Here is a 24,791-nt window from a genome sequence, read left to right on the forward strand (position 1 = left end):
CCCATGGCAGACGGCCAATCCACTCCCGACCAAGACGCTTTGTCCAAGATCGACACCACGGTGCCGCACTCGGCCCGCATCTGGAACTACTGGATGGGCGGCAAGGACAACTACGAGGTCGACCGGGAGGCGGGCGACGCCTACCGCGAGATCGCGCCGAACATCGAGACGATGGCCCGCGCCTCCCGCGGCTATCTGATCCGTACCGTGACCTTCGTCGCCGGAGAGCTGGGCATCCGCCAGTTCCTCGACATCGGCACGGGCCTTCCCACGTACGACAACACCCACCAGGTCGCCCAGCGCGTGGCGCCCGAGTCGCGGATCGTCTACGTGGACAACGACCCGCTGGTACTGCGGCACGCCCAGGCACTGCTCACCAGCACCCCCGAGGGCGTCACGGACTACATCGACGCGGACCTGCACGAGCCCGAGAAGATCATCGAGGCCGCGGGCAAGATCCTGGACTTCGACAAGCCCGTCGCGCTGATGCTGATGGGCATCCTGGGCCACATCCAGGACTACGAGGAGGCCCAGTCGATCGTCCGCCGCCTCCAGGCCGCCCTGCCGTCGGGCAGTTACTTCGTGCACTACGACAGCACCGACACCGACGCCGAACTGAAGCGTGCCCAGGAGGGCTACGACGACACCGGCGCCGTCCCGTACGTGCTGCGCAGCCCACGGCAGATCTCCGTCTACTACGACGGCCTGGAACTGCTGGATCCCGGCATCGTCTCCTGTCCGCTGTGGCGCCCCGAGCCGGGCACCACTCCGGAACCGACGGACGTGTACGGGGGCATCGCCCGCAAGCCCTGAGCCCTGCGCCCTGCGCCCTGCGCCCATCGTCGGCCCTGACGCCCCCCGTTGGCGCCAGGGCCGGTCTCGGGTGCGGGTCCGGCCGGTCAGGGCCGCGCGGCCGGCTGAATGTTCTGGTTGAGCCGGAACAGGTTGGCCGGGTCGTACTCGGCCTTGATCCGGGCCAGCCGGGCGTAGTTGTCGCGGTAGCTGGCCCGTACGCGCTCCTGGCCCTCGTCCATCATCATGTTCACGTAGGCGCCGCCCGCCGAGTACGGGTGGAGGGCCTCGAAGTAGTCGACGGTCCACCGCTTGATGTCGTCGGCGTTGGCCGGGTCGGGGTCCACGCCCGCGTAGACGGACGCCCAGCGTGCGTCACGGTAGCTCCAGGCGGTGTCGGTCGGCGCGTGGTCGTGGACGGCGCCGTCGATCGGGTACAGGTGCATCGTCGACTTCATGGTCGGCAGTTCGGCGCCGAACTTGGCGTGCAGGTCGATGGCTTCGGCGGGGATCTCGTTGACGAAGTCGGCACGCCAGTACCACTGGTCGCCGGGCGGGTAGAGGCCGTCGAAGGCACCCTGGATCGCGGGGTGCGGCATCGGCGCGGGGCCGTGCAGCATCGGCTGCGGCAGGGCGTCGAGCAGCGGTGCCATCGCGCGGGCCGCGGCGTCCGTGTCCTCTCCGGCATAACACCAGACGACACCGCAGGCCTTGCGCCCATGGAGTTCCTCGGGGAACGGCGGGGCGGGCGGGACGGCGCCGATCAGGAAGAATCCGTTCAGTTCGCGCGGCGCGTGCGGAATGAAGTCGCGGTAGGCGGCGAGGACTTCGGCGCACTGCTCGACGGGCCAGAACGTCGGGCCGGCGACGACCGTGCTCACCTCGTGCAGCCGGAACCGGAACGAGGTGACGACTCCGAAGTTGCCGCCTCCGCCACGGATCGCCCAGAACAGATCGGGGTTCTCGTCGGCGCTCGCGCGCACGTACCGGCCGTCCGCCAGGACGAGTTCGGCCTCCAGCAGGTTGTCGACGGTCAGCCCGCACTTGCGGGAGAGATGGCCGAGGCCGCCGCCGAGCGTGAGGCCCCCGACACCGGTCGTGGAGATGATGCCGCTCGGGGTGGCCAGACCGTGCGCGTTGGTGGCCTGGTCCACCTCGCCCCAGACGCAGCCGCCGCCGACGCGGACCGTCCTGGCCGCCGGGTCGACCTCGATGTCCTTGAGCGGGGACAGGTCGACGACCACGCCGCCGTCGCAGGTCCCGAGTCCCGCGCCGTGGTGCCCGCCACCGCGTACGGCGAGCGGAAGGTCGTGGGCGCGGGCGAAGCCGATGGCGTGCGTGACGTCCTCGGCGCTCGTACAGCGCGCCACCAGGGCGGGCCGACGGTCGATCATCGCGTTGTAGACGGGACGGGCCTCGTCGTAGGCGGAGTCGTCCGGCCCGATCAACTCCCCCTTGAACTGGGTGAGTTCCTGCCGGGCCGCCTGTGCTGGTGTGACGGACATGTGCATCCCCCGATCCTGGGACCCGGCTTCCGGGCCCCTTCCATGCGCCCGTTTCTAGTCCCGTCCCCCGTGCGCGGATATCCGTGCCGACCACTCACCTCGGCGTCGGCGGCTACCTAGGTCTCACCTCCGGGCATCAGCCCCAGCTCCGTGGCGCGGGCGGCGGCCTGTCTGCGGGTGCGCGCGCCGAGTTTGTCCAGTACGGCGGAGACGTGGTTGTCGACCGTGCGGACCGACAGCACGAGCCGCTCGGCGATCTCGGGGTTGGTCAGTCCCTGGGCCAGCAGCCTCATCACCTGGAGCTGACGCTCGGTGAGGCCCGCGGGGTTGTCCCGCGTCGCGGGCAGCGGGCCGCGCGGAATGTGCCGCACACCGAGCCGCCGCAGTTCGCCGCGGACCAGGCGTCCCAACGGCTCCGCGCCGAGCGCGTCCAGACCGGCGAGGGCCGTGAGTTTGTCGTCCGGGTCCGTGCTCTCGGCGAGGGCGGCGGCGTGCTCGTACGGGCAGCCGGCCGCGCGCCAGATCTCGGCCGCCTCGCGCCAGCGTCCGGCCGTCTGGAGCGCGTACGGATGGTCCGAGCCGTCCGCCGGTACGCGGCGCCCGGCCTTGCTGAGCCAGTGGCCGAGTTCGGCGCGGTGCGGTACGGCGGACAGGCGGCACGCCTGCTCGAAGACCTCGTCGGCGGCCTCGACCATCGCCTGGTGATCGCCGCGGAGCCAGGCGGCCTCGGCGCGGGCCGCCGCGACCGGGCCGGTGCGCTGCAGTTCGCGGGTGCGGACGGCGATCTCCCAGGCCTGGTCGAGCAGTTCGTCGCCGCCGCTCCGGCCACGGCGGACGCGTACCCGGGCCAGCACGGTCAGGGCGGGACTCCGGGCGGGTACGGACTCGTGGGTGCCGAGCTCGGCGTGCCGCTCCGCGTCGTCCCAGGCTCCGGCGGCGAACCGGCGCAGCGCCATCGCGACATGGAGATAGCTGAGGAAGCCGAGGTGTTCCGCCCGGTCGGCCAGCGCCATGCCGGGGGCGAGGAAGCGGTCGGCCTCGGTGTACTCGAGCCGTTCGAGCAGCGTCCAGATGAGGTTGGCGTACGAGCGGCAGGCGTGCTCGACCTCGCCCGCGGCCAGTGCGACCTTCAGGCTCTCCTCCAACTGGGCGCGGCCCAGCGGGTCGCCGGCGCGCCAGCGGGCGGTGCCGACGTTGTTGAGGGCGTGCGCGAGGATCGCGTTGTCGCCGGTGCGGCGGGCCAGGACGATGGCGCGCTCGCCGAAGTCGATGGCCTGGGCGGTGCGTTCGCCCAGCATGTGGAGCTGGGAGGTGTTGCTGAGGGCGAGCGCGAGCAGCCGGTCGTCGCCCGCGTCCTCCAGTACGGCGATGGCCTCGCGCGCGGCACGCTGGGCCTCGTCGGCGTCGCCCGCCCACCAGTGGATACGGGACAGCCAGCGCAGGTCGGCGCCGAGCGCCCGGGTGTCGCCGAGGAACCGGCGCAGGGTGACCGCGTCCCGCTCGGCGTCGACGGCGGCCGCGGAATCGGCGATGGTGTAGCTCTCGACGGCGTACCGCTCCAGCAGATCGGCCAGTTCGGCGGCTTCGAACCGGTCGCGCTGTCGCAGGACGAGCCGCAGGTGGGCCGCAGCCTCGCGGTGTGCGCCGGCGCCCGCGGCGTCCCGGGCGGCATCGGGGCCGTAGCGTGCGACGGCCTCCTGGTCGCCGGCTTCCGCCGCGTGGTGGACGACGCGGGACGGGTCGGAGCCGGGCTTCGCGACGAGCGCGGCCAGGACGTGGCGGTTGAGTTCGATGCGCCGCGCGGCGGGCAGCGAGTCGGCGACGGCCCGGCGGATCAACTCGTGCCGGAATCCGGCCCGTTCGGGTGTCACGGTCAGCAGTCCGCGCTGTTCGGCGGCGGCCAGCTCTGCCACTCCGTCCGTGAACAGCGCGTCGACGAGGGGCCGTTCGACCGCTGAGGGCACCACGGCGAGCTGTTCCAGGGCGTCCCGGGTGTGGTCGTCCAGGCCGCGCAGCCGGGCCAGGACGGCGTCGACCACGGTCGGCGGAACGTCGCCGGTGCCGCCGGCCGCCACCACCTCGGCGACGAAGAACGGGTTGCCCGAGGTCACCTCGTACACCTCCGCCGGGTCCAGGCGGCTCACCGCGCTCAGTGTGCGCACGGCGTCCGGGGAGAGCCGGGACAGCGGCAGGCGGTGCACGCGTTCGGCGCGGGAGACCTGGCCGAGGAGGTGGTGCAGTGGGTGGCGGCGGTCCAGTTCGTCGTCGCGGTAGGTGAGGACCAGGAGCGCCGGGAGGCGTTCCACCCGGTGCACAAGAAACCGCAGCGCGTCGAGCGAGGCCTCGTCGGCCCAGTGCACGTCCTCGACGACGAGGACGGCCGGGTGCGGGGCGGCGGTCAGCTCCATGCGCAGGGCGTCGTACACCCGGGACCGGTCGCCGCCCACCGCGAGGGCCCTTGCCAGTTCGGCACCGACGCTGCCGACGAGGTCGCGGAACGGGCCGAGCGGCCGTCGCGTCGCCAGGTCGTCGCACTCCCCCACCAGGACACGGGCCTTCGCGGGGAGCACGGCCGGCATGGCCCTCAGCAGGCTCGACTTGCCGATGCCCGCCTCACCGAAGACGAGCGCGACCGACCCGGCTCCATCGGCCGCGTCCCGCGCGGCGGCGGCCAGTCGGTCCAGCTCGTGGTCTCGTTCGAGGATCCCCCCATCCACGCTGCGATTCTGGCACGCGTTCGCCTCGAAGACGGTGCCTCGGCGGGCGTAGTTGGATTCGGCTGGGGCGTAGGTGGATTCAGTTGGGGGCGTAGGTGGATTCGGCTGACGGCCTACTTGGATTCGATCCGGCCGAGCGGATCGGGGCCGGCCGTCAGCGCGTCGCACGCCGCCTGCCAGGCAGGATCCCCGGGGTAGAGCTCGGTGCGGAGGTAGGCCCAGGTGAGCCGCTGGATCGCGGCCACTCGCTCGGGGTTCTCGTCCGTGGTCTCGGCGACGTCGTATCCGGAGACCCCGCCGAGCCCGTGCTCCGCGTCGAACAGGGTGAGCAGGGACTTGGGGCCCGGGGAGAGGACGTACGGATCTGCGTGCCAGTCCGCGCCCGCGACCGTCAGGTGGGCAGAGGTGTCCTTGTCACCGGCGACCACGAGGGTGGGCGTCGTCATCCCGGAGAAGTCCGTGGTCAGGAGGAAGGGGAAGCTCTCGGCCACGGACTCGGTGAGGGCATCGCCGCCCCTGCCGGGCGCGGCGAGCAGGACACCCGCCTTGATGCGGGGCTCGGCCAGGTTCACTTCCATTCCGTCGTGCGGATCTGCGAGCCGGGCGCCGAGCAGCAGGCTCGCGGTGTGTCCGCCCATCGAGTGCCCGGCCACCGCGACCCTGCTCCGGTCCAGGCGCCCGAGGAGCTGCGGGACGGCGGCCTCGATCTCGTCGAGCCGGTCGAGTATGTGCTTCATGTCCTCGGCCCGTGATCGCCAGAACAGGGGCGCTCCGGGGGTGGCGGGATCCAGGCTCAGTGTCGTGGAGCTCAGATGGGTGGGCTGGATCACGACGAAGCCGTGCGCCGCCCAGAAGTGGGCGAGGGGGGCGTAGCCGTTCAGCGAGGAGAGGTGGTTCGAGTAGCCCTGACCGTGCGAGAGGAGGATGACGGGCAAGTCGCTCCCGGTCACGGGGGCGGAGACCCGTACCTCCAGGTCCACGGCTCGGCCGGGGGCCGGGAGCACTACGGGAGCGACCGAGAGGACGGGCGTGGGCGGAGTGAGAGTGTCGGCCGGGTACGTGGATGCACTCATGATGCGTATTTCCCTTCGATGGCCTCTGCCGCCGGTCTCGTTCGGCCGGCGGCGGGCAAGGCGGACAGGAGCGTCCGGCTTCGACTACGCTTAAGCGGAGCGCCGTTCCGATTAATATACGGAGCAGCGTTCCGCTTAGTCAACGGCCGTCGACAGGAGAGCGTGGTGCCCCCTACAAGCCAGCCCGGGGAAGGGCGGGCCCGGAGCAAGCGGGCCGACGCGCTACGCAACCAGCAGACGCTGCTCACCGCCGCCGCCGAGGTGTTCGTCACCTCCGGCATCGATGCGCCGATCCGTGAGATCGCGGCCAGAGCGGGCGTCGGGATGGGGACGATCTACCGCCACTTCCCGACCCGGGCGGATCTCGTCGTCGCCGTCTACCGCCACCAGGTCGAGGCATGCGCCGAGGCCGGCCCGAGCCTGCTGGCCGGCGCCGACTCCCCGCTCGCGGCGCTGCGCCAGTGGGTCGACCTCTTCGTCGACTTCCTGGTCACCAAGCACGGACTCGCCAACGCGATGCAGTCGGACACCAGCGGCTTCGACGCGCTGCACTCCTACTTCCTCGACCGCCTGGTGCCCGTCTGCGCGCAGTTGCTCGACGCCGCGGTCGACGCCGAAGAAATCAGGCCCGGCACACAGGCCTACGAACTGATGCGCGGCATCGGCAACCTCTGCATCGGGCGGGACAGCGACCCCCGCTACGACCCTCGCCGCCTGGTCGAACTGCTCCTTCGTGGACTGCAGCGACCGCAGCCCCTCTAAATCCTGTAGTCGATGCACGCCTCTTGATGCTCAACAGTTTCGCTGCATAGGATCGTTCACAGTCGATTGAATCGTTTCAAACGACGTCGTGCTCGCCGCTTCGACACCCGCATCCATGCACGACGCACGTACGCAAGCAAGGGGCCACAGATGACCAAGGGTTGGAATCGCCGCGTCTTCCTCCGCACCTCCGTCGCCGGAGTGGGCGCCTCCGCCGCTCTCGGCTCCGGGGCCGTCACGACCGCCGCCGCGTCGGCGGGGACGGCCGCCGACGCCTCGCCGAGCGGCCGACTGCGCGTCGAGCGCACAACTGTCGAGTACGCCGAGACGCTGCTCGGCACCGAGGTCGAAAAGCCCAGACTCACCTGGGAACTGGCCGCCGAGGGCCGTGGCGCCCGGCAGAGCGCGTACCAGGTGAGAGTGGCGCTGAGCGAGAAGGCGCTGCTTCAGGGGCGGCGCATGGTCTGGGACTCCGGGCGGGTCGCGTCGGACCGTACCGTCGGCGTCGTGTACGCGGGCCCCGCCCTGCTGCCGCGCACCCGCTACCACTGGCAGGTCAGGGTCTGGGACGGCGAGAACCGACCGTCGGCGTGGAGTGCTCCGCGCTGGTGGGAGATGACGTTCCCGAAGGACGCCTGGGAGGGCTTCTGGATCGGTGCGGACGCCCCGCCGAAGCCGCCGACGTTCGACAGCGCTTCCTGGATCTGGTCGGCCGGTTCGAACTCCGGCGGCGCGCCCGTCGGGTCCCGCTGGTTCCGTGGCGCGTTCACGCCGCCCGCGGGCGCGGAGATCCGCAAGGCCACGCTGCTCGCCACGGCCGACGACGACTTCATCCTGTATCTCGACGGCGGGCAGGTGGTGGACCAGCCCGAGGAGACCGATGCCTGGCGGAAGGGCCATCTCGTCGACGTCACCGAGCAGGTGCGTGCGGCCGGGTCCGGACCGATCGTGGTCGCCGCGCGGGCGACGAACCGAGGCGGCTCCGACAATCCCGCGGGTCTGCTCGTACGGCTCATCGTGGAGACCGGAACGGACACGGTCGAACTGGTCACGGGTAAGGGGTGGCGCTCCGCCGAGACCGAGCAGGACGGCTGGCATCGGCCGGAGTTCGACGACGGTGCGTGGCCCGAAGCGGCCGTGCTCGCGCCGTACGGGCAGGGTCCTTGGGGCACAGGCGTGTCGCTGTCGTCATCCGAGCTGCCGGCGCCGCTGCTGCGACGCGAGTTCTCCGTCTCGAAGCCGGTGGCACGCGCTCGCCTCTACATCAGCGGCCTCGCCTACTACGACGCGGAGATCAACGGCGAACGTGTCGGCCGCCAGGTCCTCGACCCGGGCTTCACCGACTACGACGAGACAGTGCTGTACGCGGTGCACGACGTGACGGATCACCTCCGGCGGGGCACCAACGCGATCGGCGTGACCCTCGGCCGAGGCTTCTTCGGCATGAAGACATTCAACGTGTGGCACTGGGACAATCCGCCGTGGCACGGCGAGCCGCGGCTCCTCGGCCAGTTGGAGATCGACCACCCGGACGGTTCCCGCACCACGGTCGCCACGGACGACCGGTGGCGGATCACCGAGGGCCCGACCCTCTCCAACTCCCTGTACGCGGGCGAGACCTACGACGCGCGCAAGGCACCCGCAGCCTGGAGCCGCCCCGGATTCGACGACAGCGGCTGGCAGAAGGTCCAGCGCCAGGAAGCCCCGAAGGGCACCCTGCACGCGCAGCCGCACGACCCCATCGAGATCACCGATACCGTACGCCCGGACTCCATCAAGGAGTTGAGCGAGGGCGTGTACGTCGTCGACATGGGCCGCACGATGGCCGGCTGGACGCGGCTGACCGTGCGGGCCGACGCCGGGACGACAGTGCGGCTGATCCACGGGGAGAAGCTGAAGTCCGACGGGAGCGTCCACGCCGAGACCGGGCACGTACCGGGCCGGTTCCAGACCGACGAGTACGTGTGCGCGGGCGGCGGCGCCGACGAGGTGTGGGAGCCCAAGTTCTCGTACAAGGGCTTCCGTTACGTGCAGATCAGCGGACTGCCCGCCAAGCCGAAGCCGTCGCAGGTGGTGGGCCGTGTCGTCCACACACGCGTGGCGTCGACGGGCACCTTCGCCTGCTCCGAGCCGTTCTACGAGCGGCTGGAGAAGGCGATGCGGCGCACGGTCCTCAACAACCTGCACGGCATTCCGACGGACACGCCGATGTACGAGAAGAACGGCTGGACCGGTGACGCGCAGCTGGGCGCACCCGTCATGACGTACGCGCTCGGGGCGCACCGCTTCCTGTCGAAGTGGCTCGGTGACCTGAAGGACAGTCAGAATGCCGCGGGGCAGCTGCCGGTGATCGTGCCGAGCGGCGGCTGGGGCTACAACGAGCTCGCGCCGGCGCCGGAGTGGACGACGGTGTACCCCTTCCTGCTGCGGGAGATGTACCGCGTCTACGGGGACGAGCGTCTGGCCCGCGACCACTGGGCGCCGCTGACCCGCTACCTGGACTGGGAGCTCGCCCGGCTCCAGGACGGACTCGCGGTGACCGCCCTGGGCGACTTCCTGCCGCCGGGCTACGGCGGCAACCCGCCCGAGGACACCCGGCTGACCGCGACGGCGTATCTGCACCGGGCACTCGTCGGCACCGCGGAACTGGCGGATCTGCTGCGCGAAGCCGAGGTGGCGGACCGCTACCGCAAGGCCGCCGCCTCGCTCAAGGAGGCGTTCAACACGGCCTTCCTGGGCCCGGACGGCCACTACCGCACGGCGAAGGACCCCGAATACCGGCAGACCAACAACTGCATTCCGCTCGCCTTCGGGCTGGTCCCGCCGGGCGCCCGCGCCACGGTCGTCGACTCGCTCCTCGCCGACATCAAGCAGCGCGGCAACCATCTCAACACCGGCGCGCTGGGGACGAGCGTGCTGCTGCGGCAGTTGTCCGCGCAGGGGCACCCCGAGGTGGCCCACGCGATCGCCATGCAGCGCACGTACCCGAGTTGGGGTTACTGGTTCGAGAACGGCGCCGACACCATGTGGGAGATGTGGCCGCTCGACTCCCGTTCCCGGTCCCACTACTTCCAGGGCACGGTCGTGCAGTGGCTGTACGAGAACGTGGCCGGGCTGCGCCCCGGGGACGCGGGCTACCGGACCTTCACGGTCCGCCCCGACGGCGGCACGGGCGTGGACTGGGCCCGTACCTCGATACACACGGTGCGTGGTGAGGCTTCGGCGGCGTGGTCGGTCGTGGGCGGTTCGACACGGCTGTCGGTGCGGGTGCCGGTCGGTTCGACGGCCGAGGTGTACGTGCCGGCGCCGAGCCGCCCGGCCGTGAAGGCACCGGGCGGGGCGAAGTTCGTGCGCGTGGAGCCGGGGTTCGTGGTGTACGAAGTGGCCCACGGCGGCTGGGAGTTCGTGGCGCGGGCCGCCGGGTGAGGTGACGCGTAGGCGGTGAGGCGTGGGCGTGAGGCGGCGGGAACGGCGATCGCCGATCGGCTTTCTAGGACGCCGTGCGGGATTCGAGGTCGGTTCGGGTGTCGTTGCCGTAGACGCCTGATTCGTCGCCGCGGATGCCGTACCAGAGCTGGAAACGGGCCACCGCCGCGGTCAGTGTGGCGTCGTAGACGCCGCTGGCCGTGCCGCCCTCGTACACGTTGGGGATACGGAGCAGCCGTTCCTGAAGGTCGCTCACCTCGGGGCCGCTGGCACCCTCTCGGAGGGTGCCGGCGCCGTCGGGGTCGGCGGCGGGCTGGGACGGCGACGGGGCTGACGATGCGGCCGGGGGCGGCGCCTCCGCTGTGTCGTCGGTGGCGCTTCTGTCCCAGGTGAGCAGAAGAGCCGCGCTGAATCCCGCCAGGGCGGCGGCCACCGCGGCGATGGCGACGGCCGCGCGGCGGAACAAGGACGTGCGGCCACCGTGCGCCGTCGTACGGGCGACTCGGCGGCCGTGTGTGTCGTGCGGGTCGCCCGGGTAGTGGCCGTCGTCGCTCGCGAAGTCCGCGATGACGGGCGGCAGTTCCTGGGTGTCGTCCTCCGCCGTCCGGGGCAGGGCGGCGGAGGACTGCGTTCCCTGGACCGCGACCGCGATGACCTCGTATCCGTCGTCCGAGTCGCGTTCTCTCTCCTGGGCCTGGCGCACCAGCTCCGACAGGGCTCCTGACCGGCGGCGGCGCATGACGTGGGTCGGTTCCAACGCCGACCGGTTCGGCGGCAGTTCGGGGTCGTACGGTGTCGACAACCTGCTCTCCCTCCGGGCGCTACTGATCCGGGCGCTACTGAGCAGTGGTACGGGTACCCCCGCCCGGAAGTTCAACAGCGGCCCACCGAGTTGACCGGTGATCGGCGTGCGCGGAGGCTCACCGGGCGAGCCCCGCCGCCCGAAGGACGTGAGCGGCGGCGGAGCCCACCCGGTGCCTGTCAGCGGTTCATCAACGCGAAGACTCCCCAGCCCAGGTACTCACGCTGGTACCGGACGTGCCGCACGGGTCCGGTGGCGAGATCCTCGCGCATCTCGTCCGCCATCTCGTCATCGGGATGGGTGTCCAGCCAGCGCCGGGTGGCCAGCCACTGCGCGGCCACGTACCGGTCCCAGCTGTCCTGGTCGGCGAGGACCATCTCCACCACGTCGCAGCCGAGCCGGCCGAAGAGTTCGAGCAGCTCGGGGAGCGGGCGGAAGTCGTCCTTCGTGGTGGCGAAGCAGCCTTCGATGGTGGCCTGGTCCTGGGGCTCGCGGCGCCAGTACGGCTCGCCGATCAGCATGATCCCGCCCGGGGCGAGGCTCCGGCGGAGCAGTTCGAGGGTGCCGGTCGCGCCGTCACCGATCCAGGTGGCGCCGATGCACGCGGCGATGCCGACGGGTTCGTCGGCGACGTGGCCGGTCGCGTCCCCGTGCCGGAAGGCTACCCGTTCGGCGACTCCGAGCTCCGCCGCCCGAGTCCGGGCCTTGGCGAGGAACTCGGTACTGATGTCCACTCCGGTGCCGGTCACCTGGTGGTCGCGCGCCCAGGTGCACAGCATCTCGCCGCTGCCGCAGGCGAGGTCGAGCATGCTCGTCCCGGGTGCCAGGTCGAGGGCCCGGCCCAGGGTGGCCAGCTTCTCGCTGGTGAACGGGTTGTGAATGCGGTGTCCGCTCTCGCGGATGGTGAAGCTACGTGGCAGATCCACTTCTGGGATTCCTTCGGTCCGAGGAGGTCGTGGTGGCTGGAGTGCGCAGCCCGCCGTACGTGGCCGCGCTCGTCTGGACCGTCATCTCCCGCACCCCACTCTGTAAGGACCCACGCTCGGACCGCCAAGGGCCGGCCGAACAACCAACCAAGGACCAGCCCAAGGACCAGCCCAAGGACCAGCCCTCGGACCGGCCGAGGCTAAAACCGCGCACCCGGCCCCGTCCACCGGTTTTTTGCCGCGACGGCAACAAGGCGGGGCAATCAGATGACAATGAAAATGATTGTCGATAACGTGTGCGTCGGTCACGCCGTCCGCGCCCCGCCATGGGGTGCCCCCGGCGTGCCCGGAACGTCAACCGGCGTGCGCGAAAGGGGAGTTGTGGCTCATCTGTTGGTGGTCGAAAGCTGGGTCGGGTCGATGAGCAGACTGCTGCCACGGGCGATCCGGGAGGGCGGGCACGAGTTCACGTTCCTCACCCGCGATCTGCACCACTACCTGCGCTCCGCTCCGGAGGGCACGGCCCACCCCCTGCTCGCGGCCCGCAATGTACTGACCGCCGACACGAACGACGTCGACGCCCTGCTTCCGGAGGCGGAACGTCTGCACGGGGCGCTCGCCTTCGACGGGGTGGTGACGTCCTGCGACTACTACCTGCCGACCGTGGCGCGGATCGCCGCCCGGCTGGGGCTTCCCGGTCCGACGCCCGAGTCGGTGGAGAACGCCTGCCGCAAGGACACGACCCGCCGCGTCCTCGGCGAGGCGGGTGTCCCCGGCCCGCGCTTCGCCGTCTGCGCCGACCGGGCCGAGGCGGAGGAGGCCGCACGGGAACTCGGCTTCCCGCTGGTGGTCAAGCCGGTCGATCTGTGCGCGGGCATGTATGTGCGGCGCGTGGACGGCGAACGTGAGCTGGCGGACGCCTGTCGGGCGATCTCGGGCTTCCCGGTGAACGCCCGCGGTCAGGTCCGGGCGCCCGTCCTCCTGCTCGAAGAACTCCTCGACGGGCCCGAAGTCAGCGTGGAGACCGTGTCGTTCGACGGTACGACCCACGTCGTGGGCGTGACCGACAAGAGCGTCGGCGGAGCGCCCGCCTTCATCGAGACCGGCCACATGTTCCCGGCAGCGCTCGCGCGCGCCGACATGGAGGCCGCCCAGGACACCGCGACGCAGGCGATCAAGGCGCTCGGTCTCGACTCCGTGGTCGCCCACACCGAGATCAAGCTGACCGCCACCGGTCCGCGTGTCGTCGAGGTGAACCCCCGCCCGGCGGGAAACCGCATCACCGAGCTGATCCGGCACGTCACCGGACTCGACCTGGCCGCGGCCTGCGTCGACGTGGCTCTCGGCCACGCCCCCGACCTGCGCCGGAACGACACCGGACTGCGCAGCGCCGCCGTCGGCTTCCTCGTCCCGGACGCCACGGGGACGCTGGAGGCGATCGAGGGATCCGAGCAAGTGCGGGGCGCCCAGGGTGTGTTGGAGGTCCAGCTCGCCGAACCTGGCCGGGCGGTCAACGCCGCGGGCAGCAACAACGAGTACCTCGGTCATGTCATGGCGGGCGACGCCGAGGGCCTCGGCGCACGGGCCCTCGTCGAGTCACTGCTGTCCGTGTTGCGACCGCGGGTGACGGCCCGATGAGCGCGGCGACCGACACCGGGGCAACGGCTCCCGCCGTCCAGGAACAGGAAAGGGCACCCTCGACCTCGTACGGCACCTCGACACCGGCCCCGGATCCATCCGGCACCTCGGCCCCGGATCCGTACAGCACCACGACACCGGATCCGTACAGCACCACGACACCGGCCTCGTACGACGACCTCGTGAGCCGCGCCCTGGCCGGAGAACTCGGGCCGGACCCCCGCACCCTGCGCATCGCCGTGGCCTTCACCACGAGTCAGGTCGTACGTCATGACGGGCGCCACGGCGGATATCGCAACGAGGTGCTCAGCCTGCGCCTCGACCGGGCCGTCGGTTCGTGTGCGGTCGAGCCGGGTGCGCTGTCCGGCGGCGCGGTGGACGACTGCGCCGGCGCGGACGTGGCGCGGCTGCTGAAGCATCCGTTGCCGCCGGTCAGGGTGGCGGCACTCGACGCCTATCTGATGCATGTCACCCCGCACACACCGGAGAACGGGGCGCTCCCCCACCCGGTCCCCGCCGGGAACTCCCTGGAGAAGTCCCGCACGCGGGCGCGGGCCGTCGTCGAGCTGCTGGAGGTGCGGCCGGGACAGACCGTGCTCGTCGTCGGAGTCGTCAACTCCCTTCTGGAGGCGCTCCGTTCACGCGGCGTCCCGTACATACCGTGCGATCTCAAGGGTGGCCGGACGGAATGGGGCGAGCCGATCGTCACCGACGCGATCGCCGAACTCGACCGCTGCGACGCCGTGTTGGCGTCCGGCATGACGCTCGGTAACGGGTCCTTCGAGCCGTTGCGGGAGCATGCCCTGCGCACCGACACGCAGTTGGTGATGTTCGCGCAGACGGGCAGTGCCGTCCTGCCGCGCTTCCTCGGTGCCGGAGTGAGCGCGGTGTGTGCGGAGCCGTACCCCTTCTTCTGGCTGGACGGCGGTCCCGGCGTCATCCACCGCTACGGACACGGGCGCCGGTCCGGCTACCGACCTGGCCAACTGTCCGGCCTCCCGTCCGGGCATCGCGACGACTGTACGGGGGACGCGCTGTGACGACGGCCGCGCCGCGTCCCCTCACCGCCAACCCCGAGCTCCTCGCCCTGCTCGGCCGCACGCCGCTGGCCCGGGTGACCACCGATCTGCCCTGCCCCCAGCCCGGTTTCTGGGCCAAGCTCGAAGGGCTCGGCGCCGGTGGCATGAAGGCGCGGGCCGCCGTGTCCATGCTGCTCGGCGCCCGGGAGCGGGGTGAACTGCGGTCCGGCGCACCAGTGGTGGAGTCCACCTCGGGAACGCTGGGAATCGGTCTCGCCTTCGCCGGGCAGGCACTCGGCCATCCCATCGTGCTGGTCGGCGACACCGAACTGGAGCCGTCCATGCGGCAGTTGCTGCGCGCATACGGGATCCGCCTCGAACTCGTCGACCGTCCGGCGGCCGTGGGCGGCTGGCAGGCGGCGCGGCTGGCCCGGCTGCGGGAACTGCTCGCGGTGCTCCCGGACGCGTACTGGCCCGACCAGTACAACAACCCGGACAACATCGCCGGTTACGCGTCGCTCGCCGCCGAACTCGCCACCCAGCTCGACCACTTGGACGTACTGGTGTGCAGTGTCGGCACGGGCGGTCACAGTGCCGGGGTGGTGGGGCCGCTGCGCAGGCACTGGCCCGGGCTGCGGCTGATCGGGGTGGACGCCACCGGCTCCACCATCTTCGGGCAACCTGCCAGGCCCCGCCTGATGCGCGGCCTGGGCAGCAGCATCCATCCGCGCAACGTGGCCTACGAAGCCTTCGACGAGGTGCACTGGGTCGGCCCGGCCGAGTCCGCGGACGCCTGCCGGCGCCTCGCGCGCGGGAGTTTCGTCAGCGGCGGCTGGAGCACGGGAGCCGTCGCGCTCGTCTCCGCCTGGGCCGCCCGCGTCCATCCCGGGGCCGTCGTCGCCACCGTCTTTCCCGACGGGCCGCACCGCTATCTCGGCACGGTCTACGACGACGACTTCACGGCTGCGCACGGCCTCGACCCGGCCGGCGCCGCCACCCGGCCCGTCGAGATCCCGCATCCACGTGCCGTCGAGGCCACCGGCTGGGTCCGCTGCGCCACGGTCACCGACCCCCTGCACACCCCCTTGGAGGGGAGCCCGTGAAGGCCACCCTGCGTACCGCGCGGCTCACGCTCACCGAGCCGCTGCGCATATCCCGGTCGACGATGACCGCCCGCGACGCCGTCTGGCTGACGGTCGAGCACGAGGGCCTCAGCGGCCACGGGGAGGCCGTCACCAGCGTCTACTACGGCCTCGACTCGGCAGTACTGGAACGGCAGTTGTACGAGGCCGGCCTGGATCTGGGCCGCTTCGGCGACCCCGAGAGTGCGCTGCGCGAGGGGCCCGCGGGCGACCGGCCGCCCGCGGTGACGGCGGCCGTCGAAGCCGCGTTGCTCGACCTGTGCGGCAAGCGGTCCGGCCTCCCCGTGCACCGGCTGCTCGACGCGAAGAGCGCCCGGACCGCTTGGACCGCTCCGGGCGCTCGGACCACTCCGAGCCCTCCGAGCCCTCCGAGCGCCCGGACCGCCCGCACCATCGGTATCGTCCCCGTCGAGCGCGCCGCCGCGCAGGCCCGCTCGCTCGCGGACAGCGGCTTCACCGTCATCAAGGTCAAGGCGGGCACACCGGATCCCGAGGACGACCTCGACCGCGTGCGCGCCATCGCGTCCGCCGCGCCCCGGGCCCGGCTGCTCCTCGACCCCAATGGCGCCTGGACGTTCACCGAAGCCCTGCAACTGCTCCCCCCTTACGCGGAGTTGGGCGTCGAGGCCGTCGAACAGCCCCTCGCGGCCGGTGATCCGGAGTCCCTGGCACGGCTCGCCGAGCGTTCACCGCTGCCCCTGATCGCCGACGAGGACGCCGTCACGTACGAGGACGTACGCCGTCTCGCGGGCCGGGTGCACGGCGTGAACGTCAAGCTCGCCAAGTGCGGCGGTCCCCACGCGGCCCTGCGGATCGCCGAGTTGATCGAGGGCAGCGGCACCGAGCTGATGCTCGGCTGTCTCACCGCGAGCACGCTCGGCCTGGCTCCCGCCGTGCATCTCGCCGACCGCGCCCGCTGGGCCGACCTCGACGGCCATCTGCTGCTCGCCGACGACCCGTGGACCGGTATCGGGGGCGCCGACGGTGTCGTACGGGCAAATGACCTCCCCGGGCTCGGCGTACGGGAGAGGCGGGTGGGCCGTGAAGACGCTGCATGAGATACGTGGCTTCTCGCCCGCGATCCGGCTGCTCCTGGTCAACCAGCTCGGCGTCAACACCGGTTTCTATCTGCTCATCCCCTATCTGGCCACGCATCTCGGCGAGGACCTGGGCATGTCGGCGGCCGTCGTCGGGATCGTGCTCGGGGTGCGCAATCTCAGCCAGCAGGGGCTGTTCCTCATCGGTGGATCGGCCGCGGACCGGCTCGGAGCACGCGGCGTGATCATCGCCGGGTGCGCGGTACGTACCGTCGGCTTCGCGCTGTTCGCGCTCGGGGACGGGCTCGCGGTACTGCTGGCCGCGTCCGTGCTGAGCGGGCTCGCGGGGGCGCTGTTCAACCCGGCCGTGCGGGCCTACCTCGCGCAGGAGGCCGGTGAGCGCAAGGCGGAGGCGTTCGCGCTGTTCAACGTGTTCGCGACCACGGGTGCGCTGATCGGGCCGTTGCTCGGCAGTGTCCTGCTGCTGGTCGACTTCCGGGCCTCCGCGCTCACGGCCGCGGGGATCTTCGCGGTGCTGACGGTGGCTCAGGCGCTGGTGCTGCCCTCGCGGGCGGTGCCTCCGAGCTCCGGCGGTGTGCTCGCGGACTGGCGTGAGGTGGTGGGCAACCGCGCGTTCCTGGCTTTCTCGTGCGCCATGGTCGGCATGTTCACGCTGGAGAACCAGCTGTACTTGCTGCTGCCCGAGGGCGCCCGCCGTGCCACGGGCTGGGACGGCGCGGCCGGACTCGTCTTCGTCGTCGGCACGCTCGCCAATCTCGCTCTGCAGATGCGGCTGACACGGGCGTTGAAGGCGCGCGGCCGACAGGTCATCGGTGTCGGGCTCGCGCTGATGGGGCTCGCGTTCGTGCCGCCGATGCTGGTGTCGGGTGCCTCGCCGGAGGTGTGGCACGCCGCACCCGTCCTCGTCGGCGTCCTGTTCCTCTACGTCGGTGTCATGGTCGCCCAGCCCTTCGTGATGGAGCTGATCCCCGGCTTCGGGCGGCCGGAGCTGACCGGCACGTACTTCGGGATCTTCTACATGGTGTCCGGGATCGCGGCGGCGGTGGGCAACACGGTCGTCGGCTGGGCCATGGACACCGGTGACGACCGGAGCGCGGCCTGGCTGCCGTGGGCCTGCTGTCTGGTCTTCGGGCTGGTGTCGGCGGGCGCGGTCACCTGGCTGCGCCGCCGCGGGGCGCTGCCCGAGCTGCCGGTGCCCAGGTCCCGGTCCGAGCCCGTGGAGGCGACGGCATGACGAGCGGGAATCTGCTGACCGACAACCCGGAGCTGTACGAGGCCCGGTTCCCCGATCCCGAACGACTGGCCGGGCGGTGGGCCGAGGACTGCCTGCGGCGGTACGCGGCCGGTGCGAGGGTCCTCGACCTGGGCTGCGGCACCGGTCGGGACGCGGCCCAACTGCACGCGTCCGGGCGGACGGTCGTCGGGGCCGACCTCTCCGAGGCGATGCTGGCGTACGCCCGCGACCGGCATCCGGGTCCGGAGTACGTCCACGCCGATCTGCGGGACTTCTCGCTCGGGGAGTTCGACGCGGTGGTGTCTCTGGACAGTTCGCTGCTGTACTGCCACACCAATGACGACCTCGACGGCTTCCTCGCCTCCTGCCGCCGGGGCCTGGCACCGGGCGGGCTGCTCGTCGCCGAGATGCGCAACGGCGCCTACTTCCTCGGCCGCGACGGCCTGTTGAACACGCCGAGGCCCAACTCCTTTGCCTGGCACGGGACTTCGTACCGGTCGACAACCACGCTTCACGTCGACCGCACCGCGCAACTCCTGCGGCGTACCCGTGTATGGACCGCCGACGACGGCTCGGCTCCCGTCGAACAGCGGTCGGCCTGGCGGCTGCTCCTGCCGCAGGAACTGCGTCACTTCCTGACCTCCCACGGCTTCACCGTGCTCGCGCTGCACGACGGCCCGGGGCCGCGAACCGAACCGCCGTGGCAGGAAGGCGACCTGCCCGGGACGGCGGCCGAAGCCGACCGGCTGCACGTGGTGGCCCGGCTCGACGCCTGATCGCACCGCACACCGCTGCCTCATCCACCCCTCCCCACCTCACTCACCTCACACAGCAAGGACATCGTCATGCGGGAATACCCCGGCCTCCGTCGCAGAGGCTTCCTCGCCGCCGCCTCAGGAGTGGGCGCCCTCGCCCTCGTCGGCTGCGGCGGCTCGGACAATGAATCGGGCAACGACTCCGGCTCGGGTACGGGCGGCGGGAGCGACGGAAAGCCCCGGCGCGGCGGGCGGCTGCGGGCCGCCTTCGCGGGCGGTGGCGCGAGCGAGACGCTCGATCCGCATCTGGCCAACCTCTTCGCCGACGCGGCCCGCGCCAAGGCACTCTTCGACAAGCTCGCCGACTACGGCGACGATCTCTCCGCCCAGCCACGCCTGGCCTCCGGCTGGGAGCCGAACGCGGGCCTGGACCGCTGGCGGGTCACCCTGCGGAAGGCGGACTTCCACGACGGGAAGCCCGTCACCGCCGAGGATGTGCTGTTCAGCTACCGCCGGATCGCCGACCCCGAGAAGGCGTTCCGTGCCAGGGCGTCCCTCGAACCCATCGACCTGAAGGCGAGCCGGGCCGTCGGCGAACGGACCATGGAATTCGTCCTCAAGCGGCCGATCGCCGAATTCCCCAACGTCCTGGCCGCGTTCGGCGCATACATCGTGCCCGACGGGACGTCGGATGCCGACTTCGACAAGAAGCCGGTCGGCTCCGGGCCGTTCCGTTTCGTGTCGTTCGCGCCGGGCCGCTCGGCGGTCTTCCGCCGCAACGACGCCTACTGGGACGGCGCCCCGCACCTCGACGAGCTGGAGTTCGTCGTCGCCAACGAGGAGTCCGCGCGGGTCAACGCGCTGCTCGGCGGGCAGGTCGAGTACGCCCATGAGCTCAACCCGACGACCGCACGCGCCCACGAGGGCAAGGGCCGGATCCAGATCGTACGGTTGCGGAACAGCGCCATGCAGGCCTTCGCCATGAAGACGGACCGGGCCCCCTTCGACGACAAGCGGGTCCGGGAGGCGTTCTTCCTGATCGCCGACCGGCAGGAGCTGATCGACGGCGCACTGTCCGGGGCGGGCGTGGTCGGCAACGATCTGTTCGGCAAGGGGTACGAGTACTACGCGGAAGGTCTGCCGCAGCGTCGGCAGGACCTCGACCGGGCCCGCTCCCTCCTGAAGAAGGCGGGCGCGGAGAAGCTGAAGGTCACGCTGGACACGTCGGCGGTCGCGGCCGGTTTCACCGAGGCGGCCGGCATCTTCCGCGACCAGGCCGCCAAGGCCGGAGTCACCGTCGACGTGAAGATGGGCAGCAAGGACTCGTACTGGGCGGACATCCTCGATTCCGGGACCCTGTGCTGCTACCGCTCGGGGGCCATGCCCATCGAGTCGCACATCTCGCAGCGGCTGCTCACCGACTCCACCACCAACGCCACCCAGTGGCACCACAAGGACTTCGACGCGCTCTACCACCAGGCGCAGTCCACGAAGGACGAGACGGAACGCACCGCCGTGTTCGGGCGGATGCAGCGCAGGCTGTACGCCGAGGGCGGCTTCCTGGTGTGGGGGTTCGCCGACTGGATCATCGGAACGGGCCGTGCTGTCAAGGGAGTTGAGCGGTCAGCGCCCGCGAACTCACTGGACTGGGCGCGGTTCGACAAGGTCTGGCTGGCGTGAGCGGACTGGGCTCGTGGGCCGCCCGGCGGCTGCTGCTCGGAGGTGCGCAGACCGTGGCCGTGGTGCTGCTGGTCTTCGTACTCACCGAGGCGCTGCCGGGCGACGCGGCGGTGGCCCTGGTCGGCGACCAGCCGGATCCGGCGCGGATCGCCGCCGTCCGCGAGGCGCTGGACCTGGACCGCCCCGCGTACGAGCGGCTCGCCGACTGGGCAACTGGCCTGCTACACGCAGACTTTGGGGACTCACTGACATCCGGGCGGCCCGTCTCCTCGTACATATCCGACGCCTTCGGGCCCACCCTGCTCCTCGCCGGTCTCACGGTCGCGTTGCTGGTCCCGGTCGGGTTCGGGCTCGGAGTGCTGGCCGCGCGGTTCGAGGGGCGGTTCGTGGACCGGCTGGTCAGTTCGGTGACGCTCGGGGTGTACGCGGTACCGGAGTTCGCGTTCGGGGTGCTGCTGGTGACGGTCTTCGCGCTGCGGCTCGACTGGCTGCCACCGACGGCGGTCGGTTACGGCACGGATCTGCTCGGGCATCCGGCCGCGCTCGTGCTGCCGGTGCTCGTCCTGCTGTCGCGGCCGGTGTGCTCGCTGTCCCGGCTGGTGCGCGCCGGGATGATCGACGCGCTCGCCTCGCCGTACGTCGCACAGGCCCGCCGGTACGGGATCCCGGGCGCCCGGGTGCGATACGCGCACGCGCTGCCGAACGCGATGGCACCGGCAGCACAACAACTCGCCCGCACCGTCGACTGGTTGTTGTGCGGGGTGATCGTGGTGGAGGCACTGTTCGTGATTCCCGGGCTGGGGACCGTACTGATGAACGCCGTCGCCGAGCGGGATGTGCCGGTGGTGCAGGGGCTGGCGGTGGTCTTCGGGGTGATCACCGTGGTGCTGAACCTGGGGGCCGATCTCGTCGCGCACCGGTTCGCGCCACGGGCGGAGGTGGCCGCGTGAGAGGACGGACGAAGTGGCTGCCGTCGGGGCGCTTCGCGCTCGCGGCCGCTCTCGTTTGCGTACCGCTGGTCCTGGTTCTGTTCGGGCCGCTGTTCGCGGGTGAACCCGGGCCGCGGGCCACGTCGTTCACGCTCGGCGGCGGGCACTGGCTCGGCACGGACTTCGTGGGGCGTGACGTGTGGCGACAGGTGCTGCTCGGCGGCCGACCCGTGGTGGTCGTGGCGCTCGCGGCGACGACGCTGGCGTATCTGGTGGCGCTGCCGGTCGGGCTGATCAGCGCACTCACTCACCGAACTTGGTTGGAGGAGGTGCTGATGCGACCGTTGGACGTGCTCCTCGCCGTGCCGTCGCTGCTGATGATCCTGCTGGTCGCGTCGGTGTTCTCGCCCGGGGCGGGTGGTCTCGCTCTGCTGGTGGCGCTCGTCAATATCCCGGACGCGGCGCGCATCGTGCGCGCCGCGGCGGCTGATGTGGCCTCGCGTCCGGCGGTGGAGGCGCTGCGGATGCAGGGCGAGTCGTGGTGGCGCATCGCCGTCGGACATGTCGGCCGGTCGATCCTGCGGCCGCTCGCCGCCGACGCGGGGGTACGGCTGACAGGCGCCCTCTATCTGGTGGCCACGGCCGCCTTCCTGGGCATCGGAGTGGCCCCGGACGCGGCCGACTGGGCGGTGATGGTGGACCGCAACCGTACGGGGCTGTTCGTGCAGCCGTGGGCCGTGGTGGTCCCGGCACTGCTGATCGTGACGCTGACGATGGGGTGCAATCTGCTGTTCGACGCGCTGCTGCTCAGCACCGAACGGGCTGACGTTCGGAACGGCGTTCGCCATGGGGTTCGTGCTCGTGACCATGTGAAGGAGCCACGTCCGTGAGCGAGTCGACCGCGGTCGCGGAGATCGAGGAGCTGACCGTCGAGGTCGGCGGGCGGCGCATCGTCGACGGGGTGAGCCTGCGGGTTCTGCCGGGAAAGGTGACCGCGCTGGTCGGTGCCTCCGGCAGCGGGAAGACGACGACAGGGCGTGCGCTGCTCGGCGAGTTCCCGTCGGGCGCGCGGGTGACGGGCTCCGTACGGTTGGAAGGCTCCGTACGGGTGAACGGCCTCGCACGAGTGGACGAGGCCTTGGTCGGTTATGTCCCGCAGCATCCGGCGGCGGTGCTCAACCCCGCGCGGCGGGTGGGTGCGCTGCTGTTCGACATCGCGCGCGGCCATGTGCGCGAACTGCCCCGCCGTGCTCGTCGGGCCGCGGCGCGCGAGCATGTCCTGCGGGCCTTGGACATGGCTCAACTACCGGACGGATCACGCCTGTTGAGACACTTCCCGCATCAGCTCTCGGGCGGGCAGCAGCAGCGTGTCGTCCTCGCACAGGCCCTGCTTCTCGGCGCGCGGGTCGTCGTCGCGGACGAGCCCACCACCGGGCAGGACGCGCTGACGAAGCGACGCGTGGTGGACGAGCTGGCGGCGGTCGCCGCGCGGGGTATCGGCATCGTCCTGCTCAGCCACGACCTGGAGACCGTACGCGCACTCGCCGACGAGGTACTGGTCATGCGGGACGGCCGGGTCGTGGAGTCCGGGCCCACGGAACGGGTGTGGCTCGCGCCCTCTCATCCGTGGACGCGTGAACTCCTCGCGGACCGGCCGACGTTGACGGGCGAGGCACCGGAAAGGTCGGACTCGCACACCGTGCTGCGGGTCCGCGGTCTCCGTGCCCGGCACCGCGGCGTCGAGGTGCTGCATGCCCCGGAACTCGCCCTGCGGTCCGGCGAGTGCGTCGCTGTCCTCGGCCGCTCGGGCAGCGGAAAGACGACACTGGCCCGCTGCATTGCCGGGCTCCACCGCACGTACGAAGGAGAGGTGCTGCTCGACGAGGTCCCGCTGCCGCCCAGTCTGCGCGACCGTACGCGCGGTCAACTGGCCGCCGTGCAGTACGTGTTCCAGGACGCGCGGGCCTCCTTCGACGAACGTCGGCCGGTGTTCGACCAGGTGGCCCGTACGGCGGTACGGCTGCGTGGGGTGCCTCCCCAGGCGGCGCGAGCGGAGGCGTCAGCCGTGCTCAACAGCCTCGGCCTGGCGGACGAGTTGGCGGCCCGGTCCCCTGCCGGGCTCTCCGGTGGTGAACTCCAACGGGCCGCGCTGGCACGGGCCCTGCTCGCCCGGCCGCGGGTCCTGGTGTGCGACGAGATCACCTCCGGGCTCGACACGGTCACCCGCCGGGGCATCCTCGACCTGCTCGCCGGGCTGCTGCGCGACCGCGGCGACCTGTCCCTCGTACTGATCACGCACGACCTGGACACGGCCCGACTCGCCGCCAGGATCGCGGTGTTGGACGCCGGAGAGGTGGTCGAGCAAGGGGCGGCCCAGGACATCCTGACGGCGCCCGCGCATCCATTCACCGTGTCATTGCTGGAGAAGCGATCGATGGAGAAGCGATGTGCGGAGAGACGATTGGTGGAGAAGCGGCGGGGTTAGCTCGTACCAGGAGTCAGATCCAGCCCTGTTCCCACGCATGCCGTCCGCGGAACGCCGTACGGCCCGGCCTCCTTCGGGATCCAGGCGGCGGGGGCGGTCGTCTTCGCCGCGCTCGCACTCGTGGGACTCGCGGTCGATCCGGACCTGGGCCGCTGTCTCGTGGCGGCCGGCTGGTTCTTCCACGGCGTCTGGGACTTCGTCCATCTGAGGCTCGACAAGGTCGTCGCCCGGTCGTTCGCCGAGTGGTGCGCAGTGGTGGACGTCCTGATCGCCGTCCACCTGCTCTTCCTGGTGTGACCGCTCCTCAGCGAAGGTGCACGCGCTCCTCAGCGGAAGTCCACGTCCAGTGGAGCGGCCGTGACCGTCGTACGAGGCACCCGCGCGACGAGTGCCAGAAGTTCCTCCCGCTCGCTGCCCACGGGCAGGCCGAAGCCGCCCAGCCACTCCTCCGGCCGGGCGGCTTCGGTGCTGAGCGTGAGGGTGTAGCGGCAGCGGCCGGGACGCTCGGGGACGTAGTGGGCGAACGTCATGAGCGGCAGGCAGCCGGGGCCGGCGGTCGGGTCGAAGGACTCGCCGGGGGCCAGTCTCCGCAGGTCGCCGGGCCTGAGCGGTCCGACGAGGGGATCCTCGGCCGGGGCGGGCCGCGCGACGACACTGCCGTCCTCGACGCATGTAACGGTGGGCAGATAGCGCGGACAGCGCAGTCCGTTCTCGGAGCCGTCGAGCACGCCCGCGATCCAGAGGTCCCGGGAACCCGTGTTGCGGATCTCCACCCGGACGGGGGCGGGGCGGCCGACGGGCTGGGGGCCGCTCGGCCCGTACAGGACGAGGTCGAGCATGCGACAGCT

20 protein-coding genes are annotated in these 24,791 nt (G+C 71.4%); 14 read left to right on the top strand and 6 right to left on the bottom strand.

Features of this window, described 5'->3' with window-relative positions; translation table 11 throughout:
- Positions 1-3 precede the first annotated feature (3 nt).
- On the top strand, positions 4-813 hold the full coding sequence (locus tag OHA11_RS01605; protein WP_266491221.1) for an SAM-dependent methyltransferase: 810 nt from the start codon (positions 4-6) through the stop codon (positions 811-813).
- A gap of 86 nt (positions 814-899) precedes the next feature.
- On the opposite strand, the gene OHA11_RS01610 is transcribed toward OHA11_RS01605, so the two are convergent.
- From OHA11_RS01610 to OHA11_RS01620, 3 genes are all read right to left on the bottom strand, one after another.
- Positions 900-2,297 (bottom strand): FAD-binding oxidoreductase, encoded by a 1,398-nt coding sequence (locus tag OHA11_RS01610; protein ID WP_266491223.1) that lies wholly within the window; start codon positions 2,295-2,297, stop codon positions 900-902.
- Between the two features lie 116 nt (positions 2,298-2,413).
- Positions 2,414-5,014: an AAA family ATPase gene (locus OHA11_RS01615; RefSeq protein ID WP_266491225.1), complete on the bottom strand. Its 2,601-nt coding sequence runs from the start codon at positions 5,012-5,014 to the stop codon at positions 2,414-2,416.
- Between the two features lie 113 nt (positions 5,015-5,127).
- Entirely contained in the window at positions 5,128-6,087 is a 960-nt protein-coding gene (locus tag OHA11_RS01620; RefSeq protein WP_266491227.1) for a chlorophyllase, read from the bottom strand.
- Between the two features lie 165 nt (positions 6,088-6,252).
- On the opposite strand from OHA11_RS01620, the gene OHA11_RS01625 reads away from it, so the two are divergent.
- Together OHA11_RS01625 and OHA11_RS01630 are read left to right on the top strand one after the other, a co-directional pair.
- Positions 6,253-6,849 carry a TetR/AcrR family transcriptional regulator gene (locus OHA11_RS01625; RefSeq protein WP_266491229.1) on the top strand — a complete coding sequence of 199 codons (597 nt, stop codon included), beginning with the start codon at positions 6,253-6,255 and terminating at the stop codon, positions 6,847-6,849.
- A 150-nt stretch (positions 6,850-6,999) separates the two neighbouring features.
- The gene (locus OHA11_RS01630) at positions 7,000-10,275 is read left to right on the top strand and encodes a family 78 glycoside hydrolase catalytic domain (protein WP_266491231.1); all 3,276 of its coding nucleotides are present in this window, start codon (positions 7,000-7,002) and stop codon (positions 10,273-10,275) included.
- 64 nt (positions 10,276-10,339) lie between these two features.
- Here the strand turns inward: OHA11_RS01630 and OHA11_RS01635 are convergent, their stop codons facing one another.
- Together OHA11_RS01635 and OHA11_RS01640 are read right to left on the bottom strand one after the other, a co-directional pair.
- Positions 10,340-11,077, bottom strand: a complete 738-nt coding sequence (locus OHA11_RS01635; protein ID WP_266491234.1) for a peptidoglycan-binding protein — start codon at positions 11,075-11,077, stop codon at positions 10,340-10,342.
- Between the two features lie 179 nt (positions 11,078-11,256).
- Positions 11,257-12,003 carry a cyclopropane-fatty-acyl-phospholipid synthase family protein gene (locus tag OHA11_RS01640; RefSeq protein ID WP_266491235.1) on the bottom strand — a complete coding sequence of 249 codons (747 nt, stop codon included), beginning with the start codon at positions 12,001-12,003 and terminating at the stop codon, positions 11,257-11,259.
- 381 nt (positions 12,004-12,384) lie between these two features.
- Here OHA11_RS01640 and OHA11_RS01645 point away from each other — a divergent pair, with 381 nt between their 5' ends.
- The 11 genes from OHA11_RS01645 (at position 12,385) to OHA11_RS01695 (ending at position 24,240) form a co-directional block, all read left to right on the top strand.
- A complete protein-coding gene (locus OHA11_RS01645) occupies positions 12,385-13,641 on the top strand; it encodes an ATP-grasp domain-containing protein (RefSeq protein ID WP_266491237.1) in 1,257 nt (418 codons plus the stop codon).
- Positions 13,638-14,681, top strand: a complete 1,044-nt coding sequence (locus tag OHA11_RS01650; RefSeq protein WP_266491239.1) for a DUF364 domain-containing protein — start codon at positions 13,638-13,640, stop codon at positions 14,679-14,681. The genes OHA11_RS01645 and OHA11_RS01650 overlap by 4 nt, the downstream gene beginning before the upstream one ends.
- Positions 14,678-15,763: a pyridoxal-phosphate dependent enzyme gene (locus OHA11_RS01655; RefSeq protein WP_323186503.1), complete on the top strand. Its 1,086-nt coding sequence runs from the start codon at positions 14,678-14,680 to the stop codon at positions 15,761-15,763. Before OHA11_RS01650 ends, OHA11_RS01655 begins: the two co-directional genes overlap by 4 nt.
- On the top strand, positions 15,760-16,860 hold the full coding sequence (locus OHA11_RS01660) for a mandelate racemase/muconate lactonizing enzyme family protein (protein ID WP_266491242.1): 1,101 nt from the start codon (positions 15,760-15,762) through the stop codon (positions 16,858-16,860). The genes OHA11_RS01655 and OHA11_RS01660 overlap by 4 nt, the downstream gene beginning before the upstream one ends.
- The gene (locus OHA11_RS01665) at positions 16,844-18,094 is read left to right on the top strand and encodes an MFS transporter (protein ID WP_266491244.1); all 1,251 of its coding nucleotides are present in this window, start codon (positions 16,844-16,846) and stop codon (positions 18,092-18,094) included. Before OHA11_RS01660 ends, OHA11_RS01665 begins: the two co-directional genes overlap by 17 nt.
- Entirely contained in the window at positions 18,091-18,870 is a 780-nt protein-coding gene (locus OHA11_RS01670; protein WP_266491246.1) for a class I SAM-dependent methyltransferase, read from the top strand. Before OHA11_RS01665 ends, OHA11_RS01670 begins: the two co-directional genes overlap by 4 nt.
- 69 nt (positions 18,871-18,939) lie before the next feature.
- Positions 18,940-20,529 carry an ABC transporter substrate-binding protein gene (locus OHA11_RS01675; protein WP_266491248.1) on the top strand — a complete coding sequence of 530 codons (1,590 nt, stop codon included), beginning with the start codon at positions 18,940-18,942 and terminating at the stop codon, positions 20,527-20,529.
- Positions 20,526-21,479, top strand: a complete 954-nt coding sequence (locus OHA11_RS01680) for an ABC transporter permease (RefSeq protein ID WP_266491250.1) — start codon at positions 20,526-20,528, stop codon at positions 21,477-21,479. The genes OHA11_RS01675 and OHA11_RS01680 overlap by 4 nt, the downstream gene beginning before the upstream one ends.
- Positions 21,476-22,348 carry an ABC transporter permease gene (locus tag OHA11_RS01685; protein ID WP_266491251.1) on the top strand — a complete coding sequence of 291 codons (873 nt, stop codon included), beginning with the start codon at positions 21,476-21,478 and terminating at the stop codon, positions 22,346-22,348. The genes OHA11_RS01680 and OHA11_RS01685 overlap by 4 nt, the downstream gene beginning before the upstream one ends.
- Positions 22,345-23,943 (top strand): ABC transporter ATP-binding protein, encoded by a 1,599-nt coding sequence (locus tag OHA11_RS01690; RefSeq protein ID WP_266491252.1) that lies wholly within the window; start codon positions 22,345-22,347, stop codon positions 23,941-23,943. The genes OHA11_RS01685 and OHA11_RS01690 overlap by 4 nt, the downstream gene beginning before the upstream one ends.
- 120 nt (positions 23,944-24,063) lie before the next feature.
- Positions 24,064-24,240 (top strand): hypothetical protein, encoded by a 177-nt coding sequence (locus tag OHA11_RS01695; protein ID WP_266491254.1) that lies wholly within the window; start codon positions 24,064-24,066, stop codon positions 24,238-24,240.
- Between the two features lie 29 nt (positions 24,241-24,269).
- Here the strand turns inward: OHA11_RS01695 and OHA11_RS01700 are convergent, their stop codons facing one another.
- Positions 24,270-24,782 (bottom strand): hypothetical protein, encoded by a 513-nt coding sequence (locus OHA11_RS01700; RefSeq protein WP_266491256.1) that lies wholly within the window; start codon positions 24,780-24,782, stop codon positions 24,270-24,272.
- Positions 24,783-24,791 lie beyond the last annotated feature (9 nt).

It is taken from the genome of Streptomyces sp. NBC_00878, from assembly GCF_026341515.1.
GTDB lineage: Bacteria > Actinomycetota > Actinomycetes > Streptomycetales > Streptomycetaceae > Streptomyces.